This window comes from Thiomicrorhabdus indica (assembly GCF_004293625.1).
Classification (GTDB): Bacteria; Pseudomonadota; Gammaproteobacteria; order Thiomicrospirales; family Thiomicrospiraceae; genus Thiomicrorhabdus; species Thiomicrorhabdus indica.
This window is the reverse complement of sequence record NZ_CP033040.1, coordinates 1961752-1984848: the sequence shown is the minus strand read 5'-3', so window position 1 is coordinate 1984848 and position 23097 is coordinate 1961752. Positions and strand designations below refer to the sequence as shown.

General features: G+C 42.3%; 18 protein-coding genes and 1 tRNA gene. 13 read left to right on the top strand and 6 right to left on the bottom strand.

Annotated elements, in window-relative coordinates:
* Positions 1–21: 21 nt before the first annotated feature.
* The 4 genes from D9T12_RS08770 to flgA all read right to left on the bottom strand — a co-directional run bounded on the left by D9T12_RS08770 (position 22) and on the right by flgA (position 2706).
* Positions 22–606: a PilZ domain-containing protein gene (locus D9T12_RS08770; protein ID WP_130537823.1), complete on the bottom strand. Its 585-nt coding sequence runs from the start codon at positions 604–606 to the stop codon at positions 22–24.
* Positions 607–800: 194 nt separating this feature from the next.
* Positions 801–1271, bottom strand: a complete 471-nt coding sequence (locus D9T12_RS08765; protein ID WP_130537822.1) for a flagella synthesis protein FlgN — start codon at positions 1269–1271, stop codon at positions 801–803.
* A 188-nt stretch (positions 1272–1459) separates the two neighbouring features.
* Positions 1460–1771: a flagellar biosynthesis anti-sigma factor FlgM gene (gene flgM / locus D9T12_RS08760; RefSeq protein ID WP_130537821.1), complete on the bottom strand. Its 312-nt coding sequence runs from the start codon at positions 1769–1771 to the stop codon at positions 1460–1462.
* 254 nt (positions 1772–2025) lie between these two features.
* Positions 2026–2706, bottom strand: a complete 681-nt coding sequence (flgA, locus tag D9T12_RS08755) for a flagellar basal body P-ring formation chaperone FlgA (protein ID WP_130537820.1) — start codon at positions 2704–2706, stop codon at positions 2026–2028.
* Between the two features lie 254 nt (positions 2707–2960).
* On the opposite strand from flgA, the gene D9T12_RS08750 reads away from it, so the two are divergent.
* The 10 genes from D9T12_RS08750 (at position 2961) to D9T12_RS08705 (ending at position 13072) form a co-directional block, all read left to right on the top strand.
* Entirely contained in the window at positions 2961–3932 is a 972-nt protein-coding gene (locus tag D9T12_RS08750; protein WP_130537819.1) for a chemotaxis protein, read from the top strand.
* A 65-nt stretch (positions 3933–3997) separates the two neighbouring features.
* The gene (locus D9T12_RS08745) at positions 3998–5461 is read left to right on the top strand and encodes a flagellar assembly protein T N-terminal domain-containing protein (RefSeq protein ID WP_130537818.1); all 1464 of its coding nucleotides are present in this window, start codon (positions 3998–4000) and stop codon (positions 5459–5461) included.
* A 360-nt stretch (positions 5462–5821) separates the two neighbouring features.
* Positions 5822–6220: a flagellar basal body rod protein FlgB gene (gene flgB / locus D9T12_RS08740; protein WP_130537817.1), complete on the top strand. Its 399-nt coding sequence runs from the start codon at positions 5822–5824 to the stop codon at positions 6218–6220.
* 21 nt (positions 6221–6241) lie between these two features.
* Positions 6242–6655 (top strand): flagellar basal body rod protein FlgC, encoded by a 414-nt coding sequence (gene flgC, locus D9T12_RS08735; RefSeq protein WP_130537816.1) that lies wholly within the window; start codon positions 6242–6244, stop codon positions 6653–6655.
* Between the two features lie 16 nt (positions 6656–6671).
* Positions 6672–7367, top strand: a complete 696-nt coding sequence (locus tag D9T12_RS08730; protein ID WP_130537815.1) for a flagellar hook assembly protein FlgD — start codon at positions 6672–6674, stop codon at positions 7365–7367.
* Positions 7368–7449: 82 nt separating this feature from the next.
* Positions 7450–9129, top strand: coding sequence for a flagellar hook protein FlgE (locus D9T12_RS08725; RefSeq protein ID WP_130537814.1), 1680 nt, complete (start codon positions 7450–7452; stop codon positions 9127–9129).
* Positions 9130–9342: 213 nt separating this feature from the next.
* Positions 9343–10080, top strand: a complete 738-nt coding sequence (locus tag D9T12_RS08720; RefSeq protein ID WP_130537813.1) for a flagellar basal body rod protein FlgF — start codon at positions 9343–9345, stop codon at positions 10078–10080.
* Between the two features lie 28 nt (positions 10081–10108).
* Positions 10109–10900 carry a flagellar basal-body rod protein FlgG gene (gene flgG / locus D9T12_RS08715; RefSeq protein WP_130537812.1) on the top strand — a complete coding sequence of 264 codons (792 nt, stop codon included), beginning with the start codon at positions 10109–10111 and terminating at the stop codon, positions 10898–10900.
* A 29-nt stretch (positions 10901–10929) separates the two neighbouring features.
* Positions 10930–11667 (top strand): flagellar basal body L-ring protein FlgH, encoded by a 738-nt coding sequence (locus tag D9T12_RS08710; protein ID WP_240693157.1) that lies wholly within the window; start codon positions 10930–10932, stop codon positions 11665–11667.
* A gap of 173 nt (positions 11668–11840) precedes the next feature.
* Positions 11841–13072 (top strand): IS3 family transposase gene (locus tag D9T12_RS08705; protein ID WP_130536334.1). Its coding sequence is split into 2 segments (ribosomal slippage): positions 11841–12195 and positions 12195–13072, totalling 1233 coding nucleotides; the frame shifts between segments, so codons are not numbered across the junction.
* Between the two features lie 8 nt (positions 13073–13080).
* On the opposite strand, the gene D9T12_RS08700 is transcribed toward D9T12_RS08705, so the two are convergent.
* Entirely contained in the window at positions 13081–13578 is a 498-nt protein-coding gene (locus tag D9T12_RS08700; RefSeq protein WP_130537811.1) for a GNAT family N-acetyltransferase, read from the bottom strand.
* A gap of 693 nt (positions 13579–14271) precedes the next feature.
* On the opposite strand from D9T12_RS08700, the gene D9T12_RS08695 reads away from it, so the two are divergent.
* Positions 14272–19881, top strand: coding sequence for a DUF4347 domain-containing protein (locus D9T12_RS08695; protein ID WP_130537810.1), 5610 nt, complete (start codon positions 14272–14274; stop codon positions 19879–19881).
* Between the two features lie 75 nt (positions 19882–19956).
* On the top strand, positions 19957–21054 hold the full coding sequence (locus D9T12_RS08690; protein WP_130537809.1) for a hypothetical protein: 1098 nt from the start codon (positions 19957–19959) through the stop codon (positions 21052–21054).
* Between the two features lie 454 nt (positions 21055–21508).
* Here the strand turns inward: D9T12_RS08690 and D9T12_RS08685 are convergent.
* Positions 21509–21585: transfer RNA gene (locus D9T12_RS08685), tRNA-Ile, on the bottom strand.
* Positions 21586–21981: 396 nt separating this feature from the next.
* Between D9T12_RS08685 and D9T12_RS08680 the strand changes: the two genes are divergently transcribed.
* Positions 21982–23082: a flagellar basal body P-ring protein FlgI gene (locus tag D9T12_RS08680; protein ID WP_130537808.1), complete on the top strand. Its 1101-nt coding sequence runs from the start codon at positions 21982–21984 to the stop codon at positions 23080–23082.
* Positions 23083–23097: the final 15 nt, after the last annotated feature.

Sequence of the window (23097 nt, the reverse complement as noted above, 5' to 3'; positions counted from 1 at the left end):
TTCAGCCTAACTGAAGGGGAGTTATGGATACTTTTTTTCGCGCTCTTTTTGTGCGGCTTCGATTTCTTTTGATTGGATAAAGAAAATCAGTTTTCGACGGTCTTCAACAGCCATGCTTTGGAAGCTTAGAGAAACTTCTTTGGTTTCACCATCATCGTTTTTGCGTTTTATATTCACCACATCACAACGAACAAGAATTGGAGGTTCATTGTGTAATGGTTTGATGAGCATATCTACTTTATCAGTGAGTGACACATCTTCGTTCATATGCAGCGCAATGCCGTTACCGCTGATGTTTACCACTCGAAGAGGAATTGCACGACTTAACTGAGATTCCTCTAAAGTTTGCATGATAAAGTTTAGTTTGCTGTTAATGGCATTCAAAGCTGTAGCAAGTACAGAGCTCTTTTCATTGATTTGAGCAATAGATTCGTTAATTTGCTGATCAAGATCCGCCAAGTTTTTCATGAAATATTCTTCAATGAATTTGTTATCGGCTGATTTCGGTAGCTCATGGCTCTTGGCGTCTTCACTACTAATAATGCGGAAGCTACAAGGGAGAACGGTATCAATACGGAAATATAAACGCTGTTCTTGGTTTTTCATAGTTTTCTCTAATTTTCAATGGTTCTTGAAACAAGCAATTTGTACGCCTAGTTTATAGAATAATTGTCGGTTTGGAGTTCAAACATTGCGGATATCTTGAGCGAGCATAGGTTATTTGTTATTAAACGTGGCAAGTTATATTGTGGTGGAGTTTCATTCATACCATTTTTACTAGAAATAAGCCGTTTGTTTATTTACGCTTTGCCTAAAGTTCGTCTCTGGTCTTTTGAAGCATTTTCTTGGCCTTTTGAACCGTAGGTTTTCATGTCGGGGTCTTTGCCAGACACTAAATTAAGTGTGTAACTATTCATATTGTTCAAAATATTAATTGATAAGCCATTTGCTAAGTTTAAATCATGGCAGGCAGTGGTCATGTTTTCAGCTTTTTGAATAAGGTTCTGTAAATTACCTTCAAGGGTTTTATCTGCAAACCATTCAGGAATTGACCGGCCGGTATCTTTTTCAATTGCGATAGAAATTGATTCAATTTCATCCACAGATTCAGACTTTTTCTGAGTGACATCTTCAATCAATTTAATTTCCGATTTTCGAATGGCGGCTTTTTCTTCATTAAGGATTGTCAAAAAATTGTCGAGCGCTTTTAATAGCTTGTCGAACGAAGTGTAAACTTCTTTAGAGTTTTGAGAAACGGTGGGCTGGTTCATAGTTTGACTCACTGGTACGCTCTAATGGTTTTCGTGTTAGACAAAGTCTCTCGATGAGTTTTCGATGCCAAAGATTGAATGAAGTAATTTATTGAGAAATAGAATAGACCATAAAGAAAAACTGCTCAAGTTCGAATTAACGAAAGCATGAGCAGTCAAGAAGCAACAAAATTTGAGGAGTGGAGAAATTATAACTGGGCGAGAAGTTGTTCGCTTTGTAAGAATTTCTCGGCGACTTTTTGGCTGTCGACTTTATATTCTCCTTGATCAATTGCGGCTTTCAATGCGGCGATACGTTCTGCATTATCGCTCGTAATCCCTTGCGCTTTTTGTTCTAGTTCTGCAATTTGAGAAAGATTTTGCGTTAAGGTTACTTTGTCTGTTGTAGCACCACCGCCAACTTGGGCATTGGCTACTTCAGTTGATGAATCTTTCGCATTTTTTGTATTTTCGTTTGTTCGACCACTATAAAGTGATGAATTTACTTGTTTAATATCCATTTTGTTGCCTCACTTGTCATTACGCTGACAGACGAATCTCTATATCTTATTATGATTATCGACTAATAATTCAATTTCTTTAGCAGAAAATTTAAATTTTCTAATATTTTTTCTATGACTAAGAAACTGGTTATCCGTTTTTATCGTTTTATTGCGCAGTCGATTTACCCTTGTACTCAAAATATCGGCTGTAATAGAAAAACTTTAGAAAAATCCTAACGAATTTTTGACGTTTTTAAAGCGTTGCTGAAATCCTACGGTATAAGAACTGTGTTGGGAGCAATTACTATGCCTTTAATGATTTTTTTGGACTGTTGGTTTTGTACATCAACTTGCTCACCTTCGACAGCACTTTTCAAACTTATTCCTCTAGACTTCACTTCAATAGAGCCGATTTTAGTGATGATGTTGACCGATTGGTTTTTAAAGACCATATAAGGAGGGATTAAATATTGAACTTTAATGATTTGATTCGCACTAATGGCTCGTTTGCTTCGCATTCCAATAAGGCTTCGCTCTTGAGTAACTGCTCCATGAGGAATTTTGTTGTGTGGAACTAACTCGACACGAAAATCTTCTCGGCTAATACGTTCACCTTTCAGAATGGCATGATTGCTGTATATCAACGGCAATTTCCCCAATATTTCTGCAGGCACATACACACGCCATTTGGGGTGGCCGCATGAGACGCCAATGGTCATTCTGCCAATAGTTTTTGATTTTTGGCGATCTTCAATTTGCAAAGGTGTTTGACAGGCTTGTAATTGAAGTCTATCACTGAGTTCCCGGATCTTAAATTCAGGATCAAGAATGGATTGGTCAGCTTTTTGCTTAAGGTATTCAAGAACCAATTGATGGACAGATTCAAGTGATTGGACTTCTGATGATGCCTGGATGTTTTGAGTGTTGGCATGGCCAATGGTTAGATGGCTCATCAGGGCAACAAATGCGGCTATATTCAATGTGAATTTGTGTAAGCGTGTGCATGTGTTAATGCAGAATTTGAAAAAGTCCTTCATAAAAACAGTAGTATTCATTAAATGAGATTGGCGTTAGTCTAACATCTTCAACATAAATTGTACTCTTGGCGCAAAAGTGCCATGCAAGCATGAAAGAATGACGCTTAATGATTTAGGTTATTGAATCATTCAATGAAAAAGAAATCCTAGGAATTCAAAGGAAGGTCAGTATGTCGAGTTTTTTAAAAGGCGTTGATCAAAGAACATCCCTTGCAGGGATGAACCGAATGGAATTGTTGTTGTTTACCATTCGAGGCAAGCAATTGTTTGGCATCAATGTCTTTAAAGTGCGTGAAGTCATTCGAACACCAGAAATTTCTGCTGTGCCAAAATCTGATTATCGCATTGTTGGGGTGGCTGATATTCGAGGTCAAACCATGCCGATGATTGATTTAGCAAGCGCTTTGGACATGGAACCGATTCCTGAGGATGAGTACTCCAAAACCTTAACCATTGTCACTGAATTCAACAGTTCTGTACAAGGCTTTTTGGTTCATGGTGTAGACCGTATTGTCCATATGAGATGGGAAGACATTCTTCCACCTCCGGAGACCTTACAAAACGTCAATTATTTAACAGGTATTACTCGAGCTCAGAACCAGATTGTCGAAATTGTTGATGTCGAAAAGGTGTTGGTCGAAGTTTCGGGGGTAACTAATGAAATGTCGAATGAATTCATGTCCACGCATGAGAATATAACAGGCGATGAAAGTTATTTTGTTTTGGGGGCGGACGACTCTGCCGTTGCTCGAAATCAGTTGGCGAACATTTTGGATAAGATGGGAATTCGTAACAAAATTGTGAATAACGGCAAAAAGGCATTGGAGTTTTTGGAAAAACTTGCCGATGATGCGGATATTGGGATTTCGGAGCCAGTTTCAAACCGTTTGTTAATGGTTATTTCAGATATTGAAATGCCGGAAATGGATGGTTACACCTTAACGTCAAGTATCCGAAAAGATGAGCGTTTGCGAGATCTATTTGTGGTGTTGAATTCTTCTCTGAGCGGTGGATTTAATGACAAGTTGACTGAAAAAGTCGGCGCAGATAGTTTTATTTCAAAGTGGCATCCTGATGAGTTGGCCGAATTGATTGTGAAGCGAATTAAAGAAAGCCGTGAAAAACATCAGAAAGCTTCTTAAATTCAATTGTTGTAATTCCAGCTCTTCTCTGAGCTTTTTTGAAATTTGATGAGTAAATAGACCCTATGGCAAACTCCAAACTGTCTTCAAAAGCTGTCTTCAGTTCAGAAAACACCATTCGAAAATTAATTTTTGTAATGGGGTTGTTTGTTTTGATGGTGCCATTTATTACTCAAGCTCAAGATGACGTTTTGTTTGGGGATGTCGAGCCGCAAACTGGGCAGAATTTAGGTTTGGATAAAGTGTTCGATTTGCCGGCTTTGGAAAATTCAAAACAATCTTTACCGGCCGGTAAGAATAATTGTCCAGAAGGTTCTTTATACAACCCTCAGCAAAACCGCTGCGTAATCCATGTTGTCAAACAATCAATACCTTCTGAGTGTGTGACGGTCAAAGGAATCGCTCCGATTGATAATGGCAATGAAGATTTTGCACAAAAGATGGCGATTCGAGAGGCAATCAAAAATGCCACTATGCGTCGAAACTTGAATGTGCGTACAGATCAAAAAATGGAGAATTACGAAATTACCCTTGACAGTTCACGCTTTACCTCTCAAGCAAGGGTGGAGTCGTTTCGAATTCTCGAAGAAGGTCTTGAGGATCCTATGGATTTGTATGGTCAAGATAAAAAGGAACCTTTGGGTTATGAGGTGACTTTGGAAGTCTGCTTAACCGATGATCCAAAAGTTTGTCCAAACCTTGAAGGGCATCAATATCAAACACGTTTAGCGGTCGCTCCTGTTGTAATGGAAAATGCTTATGAAGCCCGTGACATTTCAAATTTGGTTATCGGTTACCAAAAAGAGGTTGAGCGCCGTCTTCTGCAACAAGGCCATTTAAACCTTATCGGCTTGGATTACACCGTTGAAATTCAACCTAACCAAAAAATTACCCCGAACCTAGATGAACGCTTGTTGACGGATGTCCGAAATCAAACCGGTGCGCAGTATTTATTATTGTCTGTTTTAAAGTCTGCCAGTGCACATGAAGAAGATAACGGTTTTATGAATCGGGTCAAACGTACTTACAACCTGCAAGTGGATAAAGATAGTCGTTATATTGAAGTTGATTGGTATTTGGTAGATTTGATTAACTTTAGAACGGTTTCAGAGGCTCGCGATGGATTTGATATTAAAGGAGACGTTCGGGTTGGACGTGACCGTCCGTTTGGAACCAATGCGTTTTTTGCAACAGATGTTGGCAAGGCGTTTCATGCGTTACTCAAAGAGCAAACTCGAAAAGTTTACGAAGCCGTTCGTTGTCAACCATTTGAAAGCGAAGTGATTGAAAAGCGTGGAGATCAATACCTTGTATTGATGGATCAGCGTTCCGGTGTTGAAGTGGGTGACGTATTGGCTGTTTATCAACGCCAAGATCGTCAAGTACGTTTTAATGGGCGTACTCTTGGTTATGATTTGACGCCAGGTGCATTTTTGACTGTGAAGCGCGTCATGGATCAATTTGTTATCGCAGAACTTTCTGCGAGCCAGGAAGTTGTTCAGATAGGTGATCGAGTTAAAGCTTGGTAGTGCTAGTTGTCATAAAATTGACGATTATTCTTAGGTTGAAATTTACGCAAGTTTAATGACCAAGCTTTCGAAACGTTCCTGTGTATTGGTTGCCGGTTTTTTGGCAAATTGCCGCTTTAAAATCTTCAAAAAGTTGGTTTATTAACCGGCCGGCAAAAATTTCCTATTTTTTTTAACTTTTTTCTAAAGTTTTTCTTTTCTCTGCCGAATAGGCATCTTTTCTAAAAGCTTTAACGCTTTTTTTCACAATTTTTATAAAAAACTCAAACTTGGCATTTGCTTTGCTGTAACTCGAGTAAGAAGTATTTATTTTGACAGTCAGGTTTACCGGCCGGTCAATAAACAGTAGGAGTCTGGCAAATGGCAGAGTCAATTTTTGGAATTCATGAAGCAGCTTTACGCGTTCGAACTCAGCGTGGTGAATTGTTAGCGAATAATTTAGCGAACGCGGATACACCAAATTATAAGGCTCGAGATATCGATTTTCGTAAAGCCTTAAATGATGAATCTGACCTTTTAAAAATGTCTGTTCCAAATTTGGCAAAAACCAACAGTCGTCACATTGAAGGTGGTGGATTTGCATCCACCTCTGAATTCCTTAAGTATCGGATGCCAACGCAACCGGCTTTGGATGGTAATACGGTTGAGACACATATAGAAAAAGCGCAGTTTATGGAAAATGCTATTCAACACCAAGCCACTCTTGAATTTGTTAACAGCAAAATTTCAGGGATTCGTGGTGCCTTAAAAGGCGAGTAACGAGTGATAGGAGTTTAGAAAATGTCATTATTTAAAGTACTCGATATTTCAGGAACAGGCATGCATGCGCAAACTGTTCGACTCAATACGGTTGCCTCGAATATGGCGAACGTTGATAGTGTGAGTTCGAACGATCAAGACACTTACCGTTCCAAACAGCCGGTGTTTCAGACCATTATGGATGATATGACAAATGAACCGGCCGGTGGTGTTCGTATTAAAGAAATTGTTGAAAGCCAAGAACCTTTAAAAATGGAATACAACCCGAATCATCCGATGGCGAATGAAGAAGGATATATCTATCGACCCAACGTGAATGTGGTTGAAGAGATGGCAAATATGATGTCGGCTTCTCGCTCTTATGAGACCAATATTGAAGTGATGAACACATCTAAACAACTGCTGATTCGTACGATTCAGTTAGGTAAAGGGTAAATAGAGGAGAGCGATTATGGCTGATTATTCACCCACCACTGCTGCAACCAACAGTACAGACTATATGAAAGCGATGCAGCAAACGACAAACCCTGCTGCGTCTGCTCCTGAGAACCAATTAGATCAGGCGGATTTCTTACGATTGTTAACAACACAGCTTCAAAACCAAGATCCATCGGATCCAATGGACCCAACGCAGTTTGTGACAGATTTAACTCAGATGAGTCAGTTGGAAGCAACGACGAAAATGAATGAATCAATCAACGCTATGACGACCAGTTTTCAGAGTATGCAAACCATGCAAGCAGCCTCAATGATTGGGAGAAATGTTCAAGTAAATGGTGGAGATTTTTCACATGTCGAAGGCAATGATTCACAGTTCGTTTTAAATTTGGAGCAGCCATTGGAAGATGTGAAAGTTGTTATTTCTGATAAGAATGGGATGGTTCAAGAAATTTTCTTAGATGAATTGAATGCCGGTGAAGAATACGTGACTTGGGATGGTATTGATGAGCATGGAAATGTCAAAGGGTCAGATGTTTATAGCGTCACGGCTTATGGCTTAGACGAAGCTGGTGAAATTGAAATGATTGATACGATTGTTGGATCAAGAGTGAATTCGGTTGCGGTTGCAGACGACAGCTCTGTCACGGTCACATTAGCAACAGGTGAGAAAGTTGCCATGGATCAGATTCGAGAAATTAGCGGTTAATAGATTGCTTAATACAAATAATGAAGAAATTTCAGAATTTATATAAGCCCAAAAGGGCAGAACATACACAAGGAGAAATATCATGGGTGTAGCTTATGATTTAAATGCATTGAGTGGTATCAATGCCGCTTCAAACGGCCTAGGGGTGATTTCGAATAACTTGGCTAACTCACAGTCGGTAGGATTTAAAAGTTCGCGTGCAGAATTTGCGGATATGTTTTCTGGGGCACAAAATTCACCGGGTAACGGGGTACGAGTTGCTGCAATCACTCAAGACTTTACCCAAGGATCAATTAACGGCACCGGTCGTGAATTGGATATGGCGATAGATGGCGAAGGTTTTTTTGTTTTTGAAGATCAAACCGGTAAATATGACAATGTTTATAGCCGAAATGGTTCCTTTAAATTGGATAAAGATGGTTATTTAACTTCTCAGGAAGGAAATCGCGTCCAAGGGTATTTATTGGATCAAAACGTTTCTACTGAAACTGATCCGGTGTTCAGTACCGCTCTAAGTTCAATTGATTTGGATGAGTTAAATAAACGACCTAAAGCCACCAGTGAAATGACTTATGACATTAACTTGGATGGTAAAGAGGTACACAATGTTGATCCTGCTGGTACGAATACTGGTGCAGCAGCTGATGATGACTCGGTCGGTTCAACCAATAATTTGGTTAGTTTAATTGATCCTGAAAACTTAGAAGGGCGAGCTGCACCGGCTGCAACAGGCCCTTATCAGGGATCGATAGATTATTTCTATCCTATTACCATTCATGACAGTTTAGGGGGGGAGCATACGTTAAATGCGAGTTTTTACAAACGTGATGTTGTGCCTGTAAACGATAGTACAGGGAATCCGGTTTCTACTACGGATGCGAACGGTAACTCTCCTGCAGTCGGTGCACCTGTTAAGTATACGTCATGGTTGGTTCAATACTCTATTACTGATACGGATGAACAAGGGAATACCATTTATACCGGACATGTGTCCGACCCAACAACAGGCGAGGCGTTAGATGCGGATGGTGCGGGTAGTAAGGCGGCCGGTCAGGTTTATGAATTACGTTTTGATACAAACGGGAATTACTTAGGTGCCTGGGAGCCGATTGATTACGGAAACCCTACCACGAATTTAACCGCGACGACTGGTACTCCAGATTCTTATATTGATCCGACCACGGGTGCTGTGGTGACAGAGCCTTCTGAAACAGGTTGGACAAAAGTAGTCGGTGAACCTAGTTTGAACTTTATTGTGGATAACCCATTAACCGGTGCGACTGATCCTCTTGGAGGGCCAATTTCTGGAACGAATCCAGCTCAGTTTGAGATTGGTTTGGATTTGACGGAATTGACTCAATTTTCAGGTTCTTATAACCAACGTGGTACAACACAAAATGGTTATTCTATTGGGGATTTGGTTGGCCTGACAACTGGTTTGGATGGTGTGATTGAAGCGCGTTATTCAAATGGACGTTCTGTTCCGGTTGCACAATTAGCCATTGCCAACTTCTCGGATAAAAACGCTATGGAAAAACTGGGTGGACAAACTTATGCAGAATCCTTCAGTTCCGGTGCGGTTCAGTTAGGAACACCACAGAATAATGGTATGGGCTCGATTAATGCCGGTTCTTTGGAGTATTCAAACGTGGATGTTGCAGGTGAGTTAGTGAACATGATTCAAACCCAGCGTACCTATCAGGCTTCTGCTCAGGTAATTTCAACATCTCAGCAGTTAACACAAACAATTCTACAGCTTTAATGTAAAACTTTTTCTGGTCTTGCCGGCGTTGATCGCCGGCTTTTTTCAAAAAACACTCTACCCTAATCAGCTTAGCGACTGATTTCTCAATTCTTTAATTCTAAATTTTCTCTTAATTGGCACGCTGTCTGCTAAATCCTCAGTAATTCAATAAATACCATGTCATCTTTTTGGCATGTCTTGTTTTCAAGATTTAACACGAGGTGAACCCCTATGGATCGTATGCTCTATATCTCAATGAGTGGCGCCAAGGAAGTGATGTTGTCACAAGCGAATAACGCTAATAATCTGGCGAATGCTTCAACAGACGGTTTTAAGAAAGACTTCAATGTATTTCGGGCACAGCATATGGAAGGTCCGGGGTGGGATTCTCGTGCTTACTCTTTGGATGAAAGACCTGCAACCGATTTTACGGCTGGAGCGATTAAAGTGACTGGTCGAGAAATGGATATTGTCACCAAGGAAAATGGATTCATGGCGATTCAATCACCGGCCGGCGACGAAGCATTAGTGCGCACGGCGAGTATGCAGACCTTACAAACAGGTGAATTGGTGGATGTTCAAGGCAATCCGATTTTAAACGAAGGTGGGGCACCAATTATTGTCCCTCCTTATAGAAGTATGGCGATTGGGGATGATGGCACTATTTCAATTGTGCCAGCGGATGCACCGTCGAACCAATTGGTTGTATTGGATCAAATTCGTCTCGTTCAGGCCGATCCCAAACAGTTGGAAAAGGGGTTGGATGGTTTTATTCGCAATACGGGTGAAGAACTTGGTCAAGCCAATGTAAAAGTCATTAGTGGTGCACTTGAAACCAGTAACGTCAATACGGCTGAAGCGCTGGTAAATATGATTGAGTTGTCACGAAAATACGAGATGCAAGTCAAAATGATGGCGACTTCGAAAAACCACGGTCAAAAATCTGACCAGTTATTGAATGTCCGTTAAGAACAGTTCGACTTAAGGAGAAAGAGTTATGAATAGAGCACTATATGTCGCAAAAACTGGCCTTGAAGCGCAACAGTTCCGCTTGGCGGCTATTTCAAATAACATCGCGAATGCCAATACTTATGGTTTTAAAGCAGGGCGAGCTGAGTTTCAGGATTTACTGTATCAAAATGTTCGACAACCTGGTGCCCAAGCAACGCAAGATGAAGCAAATACTTTACCCTCTGGATTGCAATTAGGAGCAGGGGTGAAAGCGGTTGGTGTTCAAAAGATGCACACCCAAGGTAATGTGATGGTGACTGATCAACAATTGGATGTCTTTATTGAAGGGAAAGGTTTTTTTCAAGTTCAAGGGAACAATGGAGAAATTTGGTATACCCGCGATGGTTCTTTTGAAGTCAACCAAAATGGTGACCTTGTTACATCTTCCGGCTATTTATTGGAACCAAATATTAATATTCCTCAGGACGCGACTGAAATTTCAATCACTCGTGATGGTGCAGTCTTTGTTTCCCAACCAGGAAATGTCGCGCAAAACCAAGTAGGTCAAATTCAGCTAGCGAGCTTTATTAACCCAGCAGGTCTTGAAGCCATTGGGCAAAACTTCTTTGCAGAAACGACCGCAAGTGGTGCGCCGAATATCAATAATCCTGAAACGGCAGAGGCAGGTTCTTTATTGCAAGGTGCTTTGGAAGCCTCAAACGTCAATACAGTAGAAGAGTTGATTGGCATGATTGAAGCGCAGCGAACCTACGAAATGAATTCGAAAGCCATCTCAGCGGCTGACGGCATGATGCAGTACTTGAACAATAATACATAAGACACCGGCCGGTAAAGAATAGGAGAAAAATGATGAAAACATTAAAAGCATCCAAAAAGATGATTGGCTTGGCTCTGGCATTGGTCAGTGCTTCCATTCTTTCGGGGTGTAGCAGTACAACACCTGAACGATTTGAAAAAATGAGTTATGAACCGGCTTATCCGTTGAATATTCCACAGCAAGCGCAACCAAATAATGGTTCGCTCTATCAGCCTGGCGCTATGACTTTATTTGATGACTCACGTGCGCATCGGATTGGGGATATTATTACCATTGCTTTGGATGAAAATATGTCTGCCAATAAAAAAGACGAGGCGAAATACGATAAGTCGAATGCCCAAGATTGGGGGATAAGTACGCCTCTAACTGTTGGCGGTGGCGGTGGTGTTATCGGGAATGCAGTAGGCGTTGTTGGTGATGCGATAGGAGGGTTGAAACTCGGTTACGGTTCTGAGGGATCCTTTTCAGGGAAATCTGATATTAAGCAAAACTCAACTTTGAGCGGTTCAATTGCGGTGACGGTCGTTGAAGTTATTTCAAATGGTAATTTAGTCATTCGTGGTGAAAAATGGATAACGCTTCATGATGGCGACGAAGTTGTTCAATTTGCTGGAATTATTCGCCCTGAAGATATTCAACCTGATAATACCATTTCATCGACGAAAGTGGCTGATGTTCGCTTAGTTTACAAAGATGTTGGAGCGGCTGGAGACACTGCCCGTCAAGGTGTTGCAACACAATGGATTAATAAATACTGGCCGTTCTAGCGAGATTTTGAACATTAACGTATGTAGATGGGGGATTTTTGAATCCTCCCATTTAATTTTCTAGCAAACAATTTAAAGAAGCATTATTAGCTGTTATTTACAGGGCTTTTTCCATAATATTGACCCGTCCTAAATAAGATTGACACTTTTTCTGAACCGAAAAGGAAAAAGTAATGTCTTCAAACACTAAGCGCACACAGCGCGATTATTCCCTCGCTTTTAAATTGTCCGTTGTAGACCAAGTCGAAAAAGGCGAAATGACTTATAAACAAGCGCAAGCACATTATGGTATCCAAGGACGATCTACCGTTTTAGTTTGGCTTAGAAAGCATGGTAAGTTAAATTGGTCTGACGCCAACGCCATTAACCGACATCTTCGAGGAATCATTATGCCGACGACTAAAGCTGAAAAGACGCCAGAGCAGCGCATTAAAGAGCTTGAACAAGAACTCGCCGAAGAAAAACTCAAAGCCCAATTCTTTGAAGGCGTCGTCAAAGTCATGAAAGAGGACTTTGGAGTTAGCTTGACAAAAAAGCGGTTAGCCGAGTTATCGATCAAAAACAGATCCAAGGGCTCAACATAAGCAATGCTTGTCGATTCTTACAGATAAGCCGTCAGGCTTACTACCAAGGATTACAAAGGCAGCGGCTCAAAGAAAAGCAATACCGGATGATTCTGGATTTTGTACAAGCGATACGTATCAGCCAGCCGCGGATTGGTACCCGAAAGCTACACAACTTGCTATTAGCTAAAGCCCAAGAAGGATTGAAGATTGGACGAGACAAGTTGTTTGACTTGTTACGTTGGCAGCGTTTATTAGTGCCTAATAAGCGAGCCTATCATAAAACCACGCACAGTCATCATCGGTTTTATAAGCACCCCAATCTCATCAAAGAGCAGGGGCAAAGGCGTTTAGCCAAAGCGCCAGAGAAACTCTGGGTTGCAGACATTACCTATTTACCAGTACAACACGGCCAGGCCTATCTCAGCTTAGTCACCGATGCCTGTTCTCGTAAGATCGTTGGCTACCATGTGCACGACACTTTGCATGCTCAACCAGTCCTTCAGGCATTAAAGAACGCAGTGAAAAATAGATTAGGAAAAGGGGCACTCATTCATCACTCGGATAGAGGGATTCAGTACTGTTCAAAACCTTATCAAGTGTTCCATGAAAAACATGGCATTATCTGTTCGATGACGGATGGTTATGATTGCTATCAAAACGCTTTGGCGGAGAGAGTGAACGGGATTCTGAAGAATGAGTTTTTATTAACCAAGCCAAAGGATGTTGATCAGGCTCGACAAATGGTGAAAGAGTCGATTGAAATCTACAATACTCAACGTCCACACTTGGCGTTAAAATACAAAACGCCCGATGAAGTTCATCGAGCGTTTTTTACCTGAAAAAAGTGTCAACTTATTTCAGGACGGGACATATAGTCATCCATAAAATATCCCTGACCAATATCTTTTTTTACCTCATCTATCACCACGAACCCTTGGCGACTGTACCACTCAATGGAGTCTGCGTTAAAACGGTTTACAGTTAACCATAAGTCGTTACAGTTCTTCTGGATCGCACGCGTTTCTGAAAACTGGAGTAGAGATTTTCCTAAACCTTTACCACGTTCAGAATCTTTGACATACAGTTTGCTAAGCATCATGCGATTTTTATTTGAATCGGCAATCAAGCAAATGTAAGCAACGGGTATTTGTGAAATCTTTAAAAAATAATACTCTGCACCTGTTTGAATCTGCTTCCAAATCGCTTCTGTGCTTTGATAGTGTTTGAGCATATATGAGACTTGATCCTGACCGATTATTGACGTGAAATGTTGATGCCATATCTCTTGGGCTAAGTTTGATAGGATTTGAACTTCCTCTAATGTCTTGACTTCAATAATTTGCATTGACTGGACTCTCTATGAATAGAAGGCCATATCTTCTAATATTTTTTGTGTATTTTTCGATCTAATTTATAGCGTTTAGCTTTTGTTTAGTGTGAAGCAAGAAGATTGAAGGCTTTACAGCTCAATTTTTTCATTTAAAAACTCAAACTAAGATTAAACAGATTTCACTTTAGTTTATGAACTTAAAAGCTTTTTTAGCTCTGCCGTCATACTTATAGAACATTCCTACCTAGAGCGACATTATTTTTTGCAATGAGCTTTTCATCAGGTGATCAGTTATGACATGTTCAAACCGTTGCTAAGTAGTTTCATGGAAATGTTCAAGAGGCAACGACAATCGTTCTCAATGCTATGGACGAAGCGCTCATTTTGCAACCCTATGTCAGGCACATAAGCCGCTGTAGATCTTGATTGAAAACTTAAATAAAGACGATTGTGCTCAAAAAGCAAGCACTGCAAACAGCTCTAGCAGAACAGCGCATTGTGGTTATTTATGCACCGCGCACAAAAGGTTTTTCCAGCACTCAGGTTAAGAAGAAACTGTTGCAATTCCAATTGTTTTTCAGTTATTTTATGAGCTATTTTTAAATAACCTTAATTTTTTTTAGGGTTTTTAATCAATCTGCATTTATTTTTTGGTTATGATTCTTGTATTTCAATTATAAAAAGTCTTGCTAAATATAGAGGTGTTCTATGTCTTCAGAAGTTCGTCAAAATCAAATCGCGGTCATTGACCAAACCGTCCAAGACTATCAAACACTGGTTGAAGGTGCGAAAGCACAAGGCTTGGAAGTTATTTTAATTTCTGCTGAGGGCGATGGTTTTGAGCAACTGGCAGAAAAGCTTACCGGCCGGTCAGATATTGAAGCATTGCATATTCTTTCGCATGGCGCGGACGGTCAAGTCTTTTTGGGGGGTGAAGTCTTAAATTCCGACACGCTTGCAAACTACAGTGACGAGCTGGCAGTCATTCAACAGAGTCTGAGCGAAAACGGCGATATTTTGCTGTACGGCTGTAATGTCGCCGCCACTGAAACCGGTGTGGATTTTATCGGCAAACTTGCTCAGGCAACGGATGCCGATATAGCTGCTTCCGATGATTTGACAGGCGCTATTGATAAAGGGGGAAATTGGGTTTTAGAACAGTCTTCTGACAATATTGAGGTTATGAGTTTAGCTCTGACAAATTACGCACAAAACCTTGCAAATCAAACAATGACTTTTAGCGCCGGAGCAAGTGAGCCAGGGTTTACGTTTGCCAACTGGGAAACAGACAACCAAGAAATTTGGCTTACAAATCTTAATGGTTCAACTCCTGGCACAATTACCGTCAACACTGGAACATTTAATGTCATAAGTTTTGACGCTAATCAATTCGGTGGGGAAGAAACTTACGAGGTTAAATCAGATCTTGGGCATGCAAAATTATATTCAGGAACTGGAACCATTACTCTGAATTGGAACGGAATTACTTGGTTAAAGTGGTTTAGCTCCGGTGGAACCGCATCAGACGGTATTGATAATCTCATTTACAACACTGATCCGCCAGCTGATACAACAGCCCCTAGGGTTGTTTCAATTGAAAGACTATCTCCATCAACTGAAACCACTGATGCGGACACATTAGTCTACAGGGTAACTTTTGATGAAGCGGTAAGTAATGTCGATGCTAATGACTTCAGCGTATCGGGCACAACTGCATCAGTAAATATTACTTCTTTTCCAGGGGGTAGCATCTATGATGTAACTCTATCAGGGGGAAATCTTGCAGACTTAAATAGCACAGTTACCTTATCATTCTCAGGCACTCAAAATATTATTGATAGTTATGGCAATGCTTTAACCAATACCACACCAACAGGTACTAATAATGCTACTTATACGGTTGCAAACAATTTGGCTCCAACTATTTCTGGGCAACCGACCGATATTACCGTCACCGAAGAGATCGCTTCAAATATTGATTTAAAAGATGTCACCTTCGCCGATGAAAATGACGATAGTTTAACGGTCTCTCTGATCGCTTCATCAGGAACCTTGGCAGCATCTAGCGGCGGTAGTGTGACCGTCGGCGGTTCAGGAACAGGCACGATGACCCTATCAGGTACGGCTGCCAATATTAATACCTATTTAGACACCGTTTCTAATATTCAATATACCGGTTCAGCTAATGCCAGCGGAGATAATGCTGCTACACTTTCCATTAAAGCCAATGATGGAACCATTGATTCTGCGACTTCCACGGTTAATTTAGATATTACCGATATCACATCTGCCACCTCAACTGGCGCTGGCTTTAATACCTCGAATAGTACGAATTTGACGCCCTATATCACGACAGATTCAAGTGACGAGACCATTATTATCAGCACTCAAGGTCATGAAGTTGGCTCCATTGCCGATGGGCAAGGTGGCACGGATACCCTAAGTGTGGTCACAGGCGTTAATCTTAGCAACATGACCACGCTACAGAACTTTGAAAATCTGACATTAGCCAATGATGCAACAGTGACCATTGCTGCGAGTCAGCTAGCGCAATTCACTGGAACAATCACTGCAGCCGGTACTGAGACGATGAATGTAAATGGTGATGGTGACTTTACCATGCTTGCTAATATTGAAAATTTTGTCGCAGGCGATGATTCAACCAATAGCCGAACCATTACGGTCGCACAATCGAATACCAATGTGACCGCAACAAGTTCGACGGATGCGGTGACGTTTGACATTGGCAACCTTAATTACTCCGGAACACTGAGTGGTGAAGGTACCTTCAATGACACCCTAAAAATGGGCGATGGTAGCTCAATTTCGGGTGCAACACTTGCAAATATTGAAAACTTAACGCTAGATACGGGTGCCAGTGTCACTATGACGGCTGCGCAACATAATGATTTTTCAGCAATCACTGCGGCAGGTAATGAGCAAATTACCATTAGTTCCTCCCTCACAACCATGACGGGAAAGGCTGCAATTGAAACCTATGTTTTAAACCAAGACACGACCTTCACTCTTGGTGCAGCTGGACAAAATGTTACCGGGAGCTCTGGTAGTGATACGGTGATTGTAGGCGCATTAACCGCAACAGGAACCTTAAATGGAGGTTCTGGAACCGATAGATTGTGGCTAAAAACAGGGGCAGATATTTCAGGTGCAACCGTATCGAACTTTGAAAATCTGACATTAGACAACGATGCAAACGTAGAACTCGCAGCGACACAACTAGCGCAATTTAGTAGCGTTTCGGCTGCAGGTAATGAATTGATTCACGTTTCAGGCGATGGCGATTTTACGACGCTTGCAAATATTGAATACTATCTGGTAGGTGATGATTCGACGAATAGTCGTACCATTACCGTGACAGAAGCGACTACCATAGTCAATGTGGGCAGTAATGGTGATTCCGATACAATTAATATTGGTGCGTTAAATTTCACCGGCACTTTAATGGGTAATAATGGTGATGATACCTTACAAATGGGCGACGGTAGCTCCATTGCCTCAGCAATGTTAACAGGAATCACCAACCTCACTCTCGACTCCGGTGCCAGCGTCACCATGACCGAAGCGCAAAACAATTCCGTTAACGGCACCATTACAGCAACCGGCACCAATCAGATTACTATTAGTAATTCTACCGGCGGGGTCAATGCGCACAGTGATGTGGAAAATTATGTCTTAAACGCGGCCAATACCATTACGCTCAGCGACAGTGGGCATTCTGTCACGGGTAGCACCGGCGATGACACAATGGTCGTTGGATCAAGTGCAGATACCTTAACCGGTGGCGATGGCGCCGATACGTTTAAAGGTTCTGTAAGTAGTTTAAATGGCGATACCATTTCCGACTTAGAGATAGGCGATAAGCTTCTCATTACCGGTATTACTGGACTCACAACCACCAATGTCCGCTTTAATGGAACCAGTGTCTTAGAAATTGATACCGACGCCGACGCCACGACATTTGCAACCCCTGAAATGTCAATGGCTTTAACCAATGGTGCTGGCGCTAACCTAGCCTATACGGTTGAAGACAGCGGTCCGGATACCCTGATTACTTTCCAATCACCCAACGATGCACCAGTGTTTGCGGATTTAAATGGCGGCGCCACCTTTATTGAAGATGGTTCAGCCGTGGTGATTGACAGCGACGTAACCGTTTCCGATACCGAGCAGGATGCACTGAATGGTGGGAATGGTAACTTTGATGGCGCATCGATTACGATTGCACGTAATGGCGGTGCCAACGCAGAAGATGTATTCAGTCATAATGGACAGCTTGGCACTTTAACCCAAGGACAAGACTTTACTTACAACAGTGTCACCGTCGGAACCGTGACAACGAATGCTTCAGGAACATTAGTCTTAACGTTTAACAGCAGTGCAACCAGTGCCATTGTGAACAGTGTTTTGCAAAACATTGCCTACTCAAATACCTCTGATACACCGCCTGCAACCGTCACTCTGGACTATACCTTCAATGATGGCACCAGTGATTCCACTGGAACAAATCAAGCAACGGTCACGATTACCCCCACCAATGATGCGCCTACGGTGAATCTGAATGGCGTGACCGATGTGACCGTTACAGAAGACACTGCTTCGAATGTTGATTTATCCTCTGTCGAGTTTGCCGATCCAGAGAGTAATAACATCACTGTGACCTTAACCGCATCGGCCGGTAGCTTCGCAACTCCGGCGGATGGCGCAGCTACTGGCTCAGGCGTAACAGAGACGTTGGTCAATGCTCAAACCATTACCCTTGAAGGAACGGCTGCGGATATTAACACCTACTTAGACACCGCGAGCAATATTCAATATACCGGTGATTTAGATGTGTCGGGTGATGACTCAGCAACTCTCACCATAAGTGCTGTCGATGCAATCGGTGCTGCGCTTTCGCCGAATCCGACCGTCAATATTGATATTACGGCCGTCAACGATGCGCCGACCATTGCCACCAACAGTGGTCCAAATGTGCAAACGAATAACACGGTCACCATTAATAATACACACCTAAACGAAGGTGACCCAGACGATGATGGTGCCGAGCTCACCTACACATTGGATACACTCCCAACCAGTGGAACCTTACTGCTTAATAATGTCGCTTTAACACAGGGGCAAACCTTTACCCAAGCCGACATTGATAATGATTTATTAACCTTTGAAGCGGCAGGAACAACGGGGGCAGTCACCTTTGACATCACACTTGCCGATGGCGGAGAGGATGGTGCAGGAACAGCCAGTGATACCGTGACAATCAATGTCACGTCACCACCACCGCCTCCAACACCAGAACCAACGGAGCCTCCGACCGAAGCACCTACTGAGGCTCCCACAGAGGCCCCAACAAATATAATTGATGGGGTGACGGTCGAGCAAGACGAAGTCACCGAAAACGGTCAGACTGTGAATAAAATCATTATTAACCCTATACCGGCCGGCCGACAGAACACCGACGAGAGTAGTGATCTGGCCGACATCCCATTACACTTTGATGCCGATAACAATCCAGTCACCACCCTAAGGCTTCCAGAAGGAATTGGTGTGACGGCACGCAGTAATGAGACCGCGGTTGATCAAACCAGCTTCCGAGATGCATTGTATTTACTGAGAGATTCAGCGCCCGAATCTGATTGGTTTTCAATGATTAATGGACTCGACCAATGGTTGAATGGTAAGGGTGCCGGCTGGTTGAATCAAGTGACGTTTAGTTCATCAAGCGATGAAGCGCCATCACAACCGATTCAAGTCAGTGGTGTCGAAGGGAATGACAAAACCGAAGTCATGGTGATTGATGCGAGTCAACTACCGGCTGGCACAGTGCTTGATCTCGATAATATTGAATTTGCCATTATTGTCGGAGATGTCCAAGTTCGTGGAGGAGAAGGCAGTAACATCGTCTTTGCCGGCGGCAGTGGTCAGAATATTGTCCTAGGTGCCGAAGACGATGAGCTACATGCGGGTGATGGGAATGATACTGTTGGCAGTCGCGGAGGTGATGACCAGCTCTATGGCGATGCAGGTGACGATATACTCTTCGGCGGTACCGGAAACGACCTCATTGACGGCGGTGTCGGAACGGACATTGCCGTGTTCGCCTATGACTATGCCGAATACAGCATTACACAACTGGAAAATACCGAAGACGGCACGCCACAATGGCAAGTCAGTCATGCGACAGAAGGTACGGATACGCTGGTGAATATTGAATATCTGGAATTCGCGGATGTGACCATTACCTTAACAGGCGAAAGTCAGATCAATGATTTTGCCACCTCTGGTCTGTTGTTCTTCTAACATCCAGCAACGCATAACAAACACCGGCCGGTAGAAACCTTACCGGCCGGTCAACTTTGAATGAGACAGAATTTTATGAAAACAACCTCAAATAACTCAAACAACCTAAACCGACTAAATAAACTCAACCTAGCCCTGTTACTAGCGCTAAGCACATCGTTAGTGGGCTGTGGCGGAGGCGGCGGAAGCTCGAACCCAGACACCCCAATTGAACAACCGGACCCAGATACCGATCCAGGCACCGATCCAGAACCAACCACGCCGGAAGCACTGGAACTCACCGCCAGCGATGCGCTAGATTACGGTGTCGCCTTCCAACGAGCCATGTACGTGTTCACAGAAACCCTACAACCCTATGCCAACGGGGATCAACCACAAGAAGTGGTTAAAGCACTGTTTTACTACCCACAAGCCGCCAAACTCGCGTATGACAATGTGATTCAACCCAATGCGGCCTGTGACAGCGGCTCGGCCACGCCACAAATGGTCGACCTCAACAGTGATGGACAAGTCACCCTTGAAGGTGAATCCATGAGCTACACCTTTAACCAATGTCAAATCACCACAGACAGTGGAACTATGCTCTTAGACGGAACCCTGCAATACGCTTACCAAGCCACTCAAACCGTCACAGAACACCAAGCACTGCTGACCTACACCCATTTAACGGTACAAACCCAAGCCGCAACCTTTGCACTGGATGGGAATCGATTATTAGAGATCAATACCAATGGTGGCCTTGTCTTAACCAGTACCGTACAAAATGGCTTAACGCAAACGGCCACCGCTGGCGATCAAAGCTCGGGGAATGCACTACAAGATGGCTACACTCAAAGCTATCAGCGCCAAGGCAATGAATGGCAATTATCCGTGACAGGGCAAAGTGTCCTGACCCAAGGCAATCAACAAGCTGTCTTAACCACCTCACAAAGCGAAGCCTTCCGAGGATTGGTGAATGGCAATCAAGACCATGAACCTTATCAAGGACAGTATCAGATCCTGTGGAACACCGGAGATATGGCACTGATGGATAAAGCGTTACAGTTCCAGAGTGTTGCGTCGACACAGGTCACTGAAGACTACCAAGTACAAATCAACTTCTTGGACGATGCAGGCAGTGACACAATCAGTGACAGCTTTACGATTAACTGGGCGGGAACGAACCCGAATTAGTAATGACTATGCTTATTTAAAAAAGCATCATCGTTTTCCAATAAGGGAGCAAATTGCTCCCTTTTTTAATTAAGATTTTTAGAAGGCTGTTTTAATCAAGTAATTGTGCAGTGTTCGGAATAGTGATTCTGTTAGCCATGAGGTTAAATGATGTGGGTCGGGTTGCTTGTAACAGTTAAATTTATTACACAGCCTACTTTTTAATTTTAAAAGGCAGCGTCAACTTTATGTCAGTATGTTTTTATTGGAAAGTTTATTGATTTAGTACTGGATGGATTAAATTTGGGCAAGTAATTAATATCGCAACAGATGAAAGAGAGGTGTGAAGTTATTGTGCGTTAGTAAATAATTTTGATTATATTTTCGTTCCGGGCGGATACACGGGCATTTCACCGAAACATAATTGAAATATTATATAAGTTTTAGATTTTTTTGTAATTTACTGAGTAATTGATGGTGGGCCCTCACGGACTTGAACCGTGGACCTGCCGATTATGAGTCGGATGCTCTAACCAACTGAGCTAAGGGCCCGAATGTGATAACGTCTGCTAGACGTCATTGGAAAGTGCGCCTATTATAGCCATTAATATTTGCAGGGTGAAAGTTTTTATAGAGTTGTGTTCTATAACTTGGCACTCTTTTTGTTTGTTTAAAATTAACTTTTTTCGAATGATGTTTTAATCAATCGTGGTTTTTTTGAAAACACTAATTTGATCAGACTATTTTCACACCGGCATGTTTTTATTATCTCCTTTTTGCATGTCGGTTTTTTCTTTTCTAAAGCTAGCAAGCGCCTCACTCTTTCTTAAATTTATACCGGCCGGTATTGTTTTTCACTTTTCTGAAATTTTAGTGCGAAATGTTTGGCACGTTCAGTGCTATGCTTAATCTACAATAATAATGAAAATTTTTGACTGGAGAAATGCTATGAAAATTCGACTATTTGGGGTTGTGTTCATCGCTTTAACTGTATTCAGTTCTTGGGCCTATGCTGAGCGCATTAAGGACTTGGCGAATGTTGCAGGTGTGCGTTCTAACCAACTCGTCGGTTATGGCTTGGTGGTCGGCTTGAATGGTTCTGGTGATAAAACGCCTTTTGCCGAACAAAGTTTATTGAGCATGTTGAATAAATTCGGAATTAAAATTCCTGATGGTACTGCGACCAATTCAAAGAATGTTGCGGCTGTTGCGGTTCATGCCGATTTACCTGCATTTTCAAAGCCAGGTCAAAAAATTGACATTACAGTTTCTTCTCTTGGGAATGCGAAAAGTCTACGTGGTGGAACATTGCTATTAACGCCATTAAAAGGGGTGGATGGAAATGTGTATGCTTTGGCGCAAGGTAATCTTGTAGTAGGCGGGTTGGATGCGAGCGGTTCTGACGGTTCTAGAATTACGATTAATGTGCCAAGTGTTGGACGAATTCCAGATGGTGCAACCGTTGAACGTACCGTGAATACTGGATTTCAACTGGGTAATACCATTGCGTTAAACTTAAAAAATGCGGATTTTACAACCGCAACTAATTTAGTGAATGCCATTAATGAAAAGCTTGGGCAAGGTTCGGCAAGTGCTTTGGATGCCGAAACGGTTGAAGTGATGGCTCCTCGTGATCCAAATCAGCGAGTTGCATTTTTATCGATTTTAGAAAATATAGAAGTTGAACCGGGTGAAGAGGCCGCAAAAATTATTGTGAATTCCAGAACAGGAACTGTTGTGATTGGACAGAATGTCCGAGTCAGTTCTGCGGCAGTGACGCACGGAGGATTGACGGTCAAGATTTCAGAAACTTTGGGTGTGAGTCAGCCTGGAGCCTTGGCAAATGGCGATACCGTGGTTGCGCCTGATTCGACTGTGAATGTGGAGGCGACCGGTGATGCTAGAATGTTCAAGTTCAGTGGCGGTGTTTCTTTGAATGACATTGTTCAAGCCGTGAATAAAGTTGGCGCTGCACCAGGTGATTTAGTGGCAATTTTAGAGGCTTTGAAGCAAGCAGGGGCGTTAAAAGCAGATTTAATGATTATTTAATCGCCTTTGAAAAGA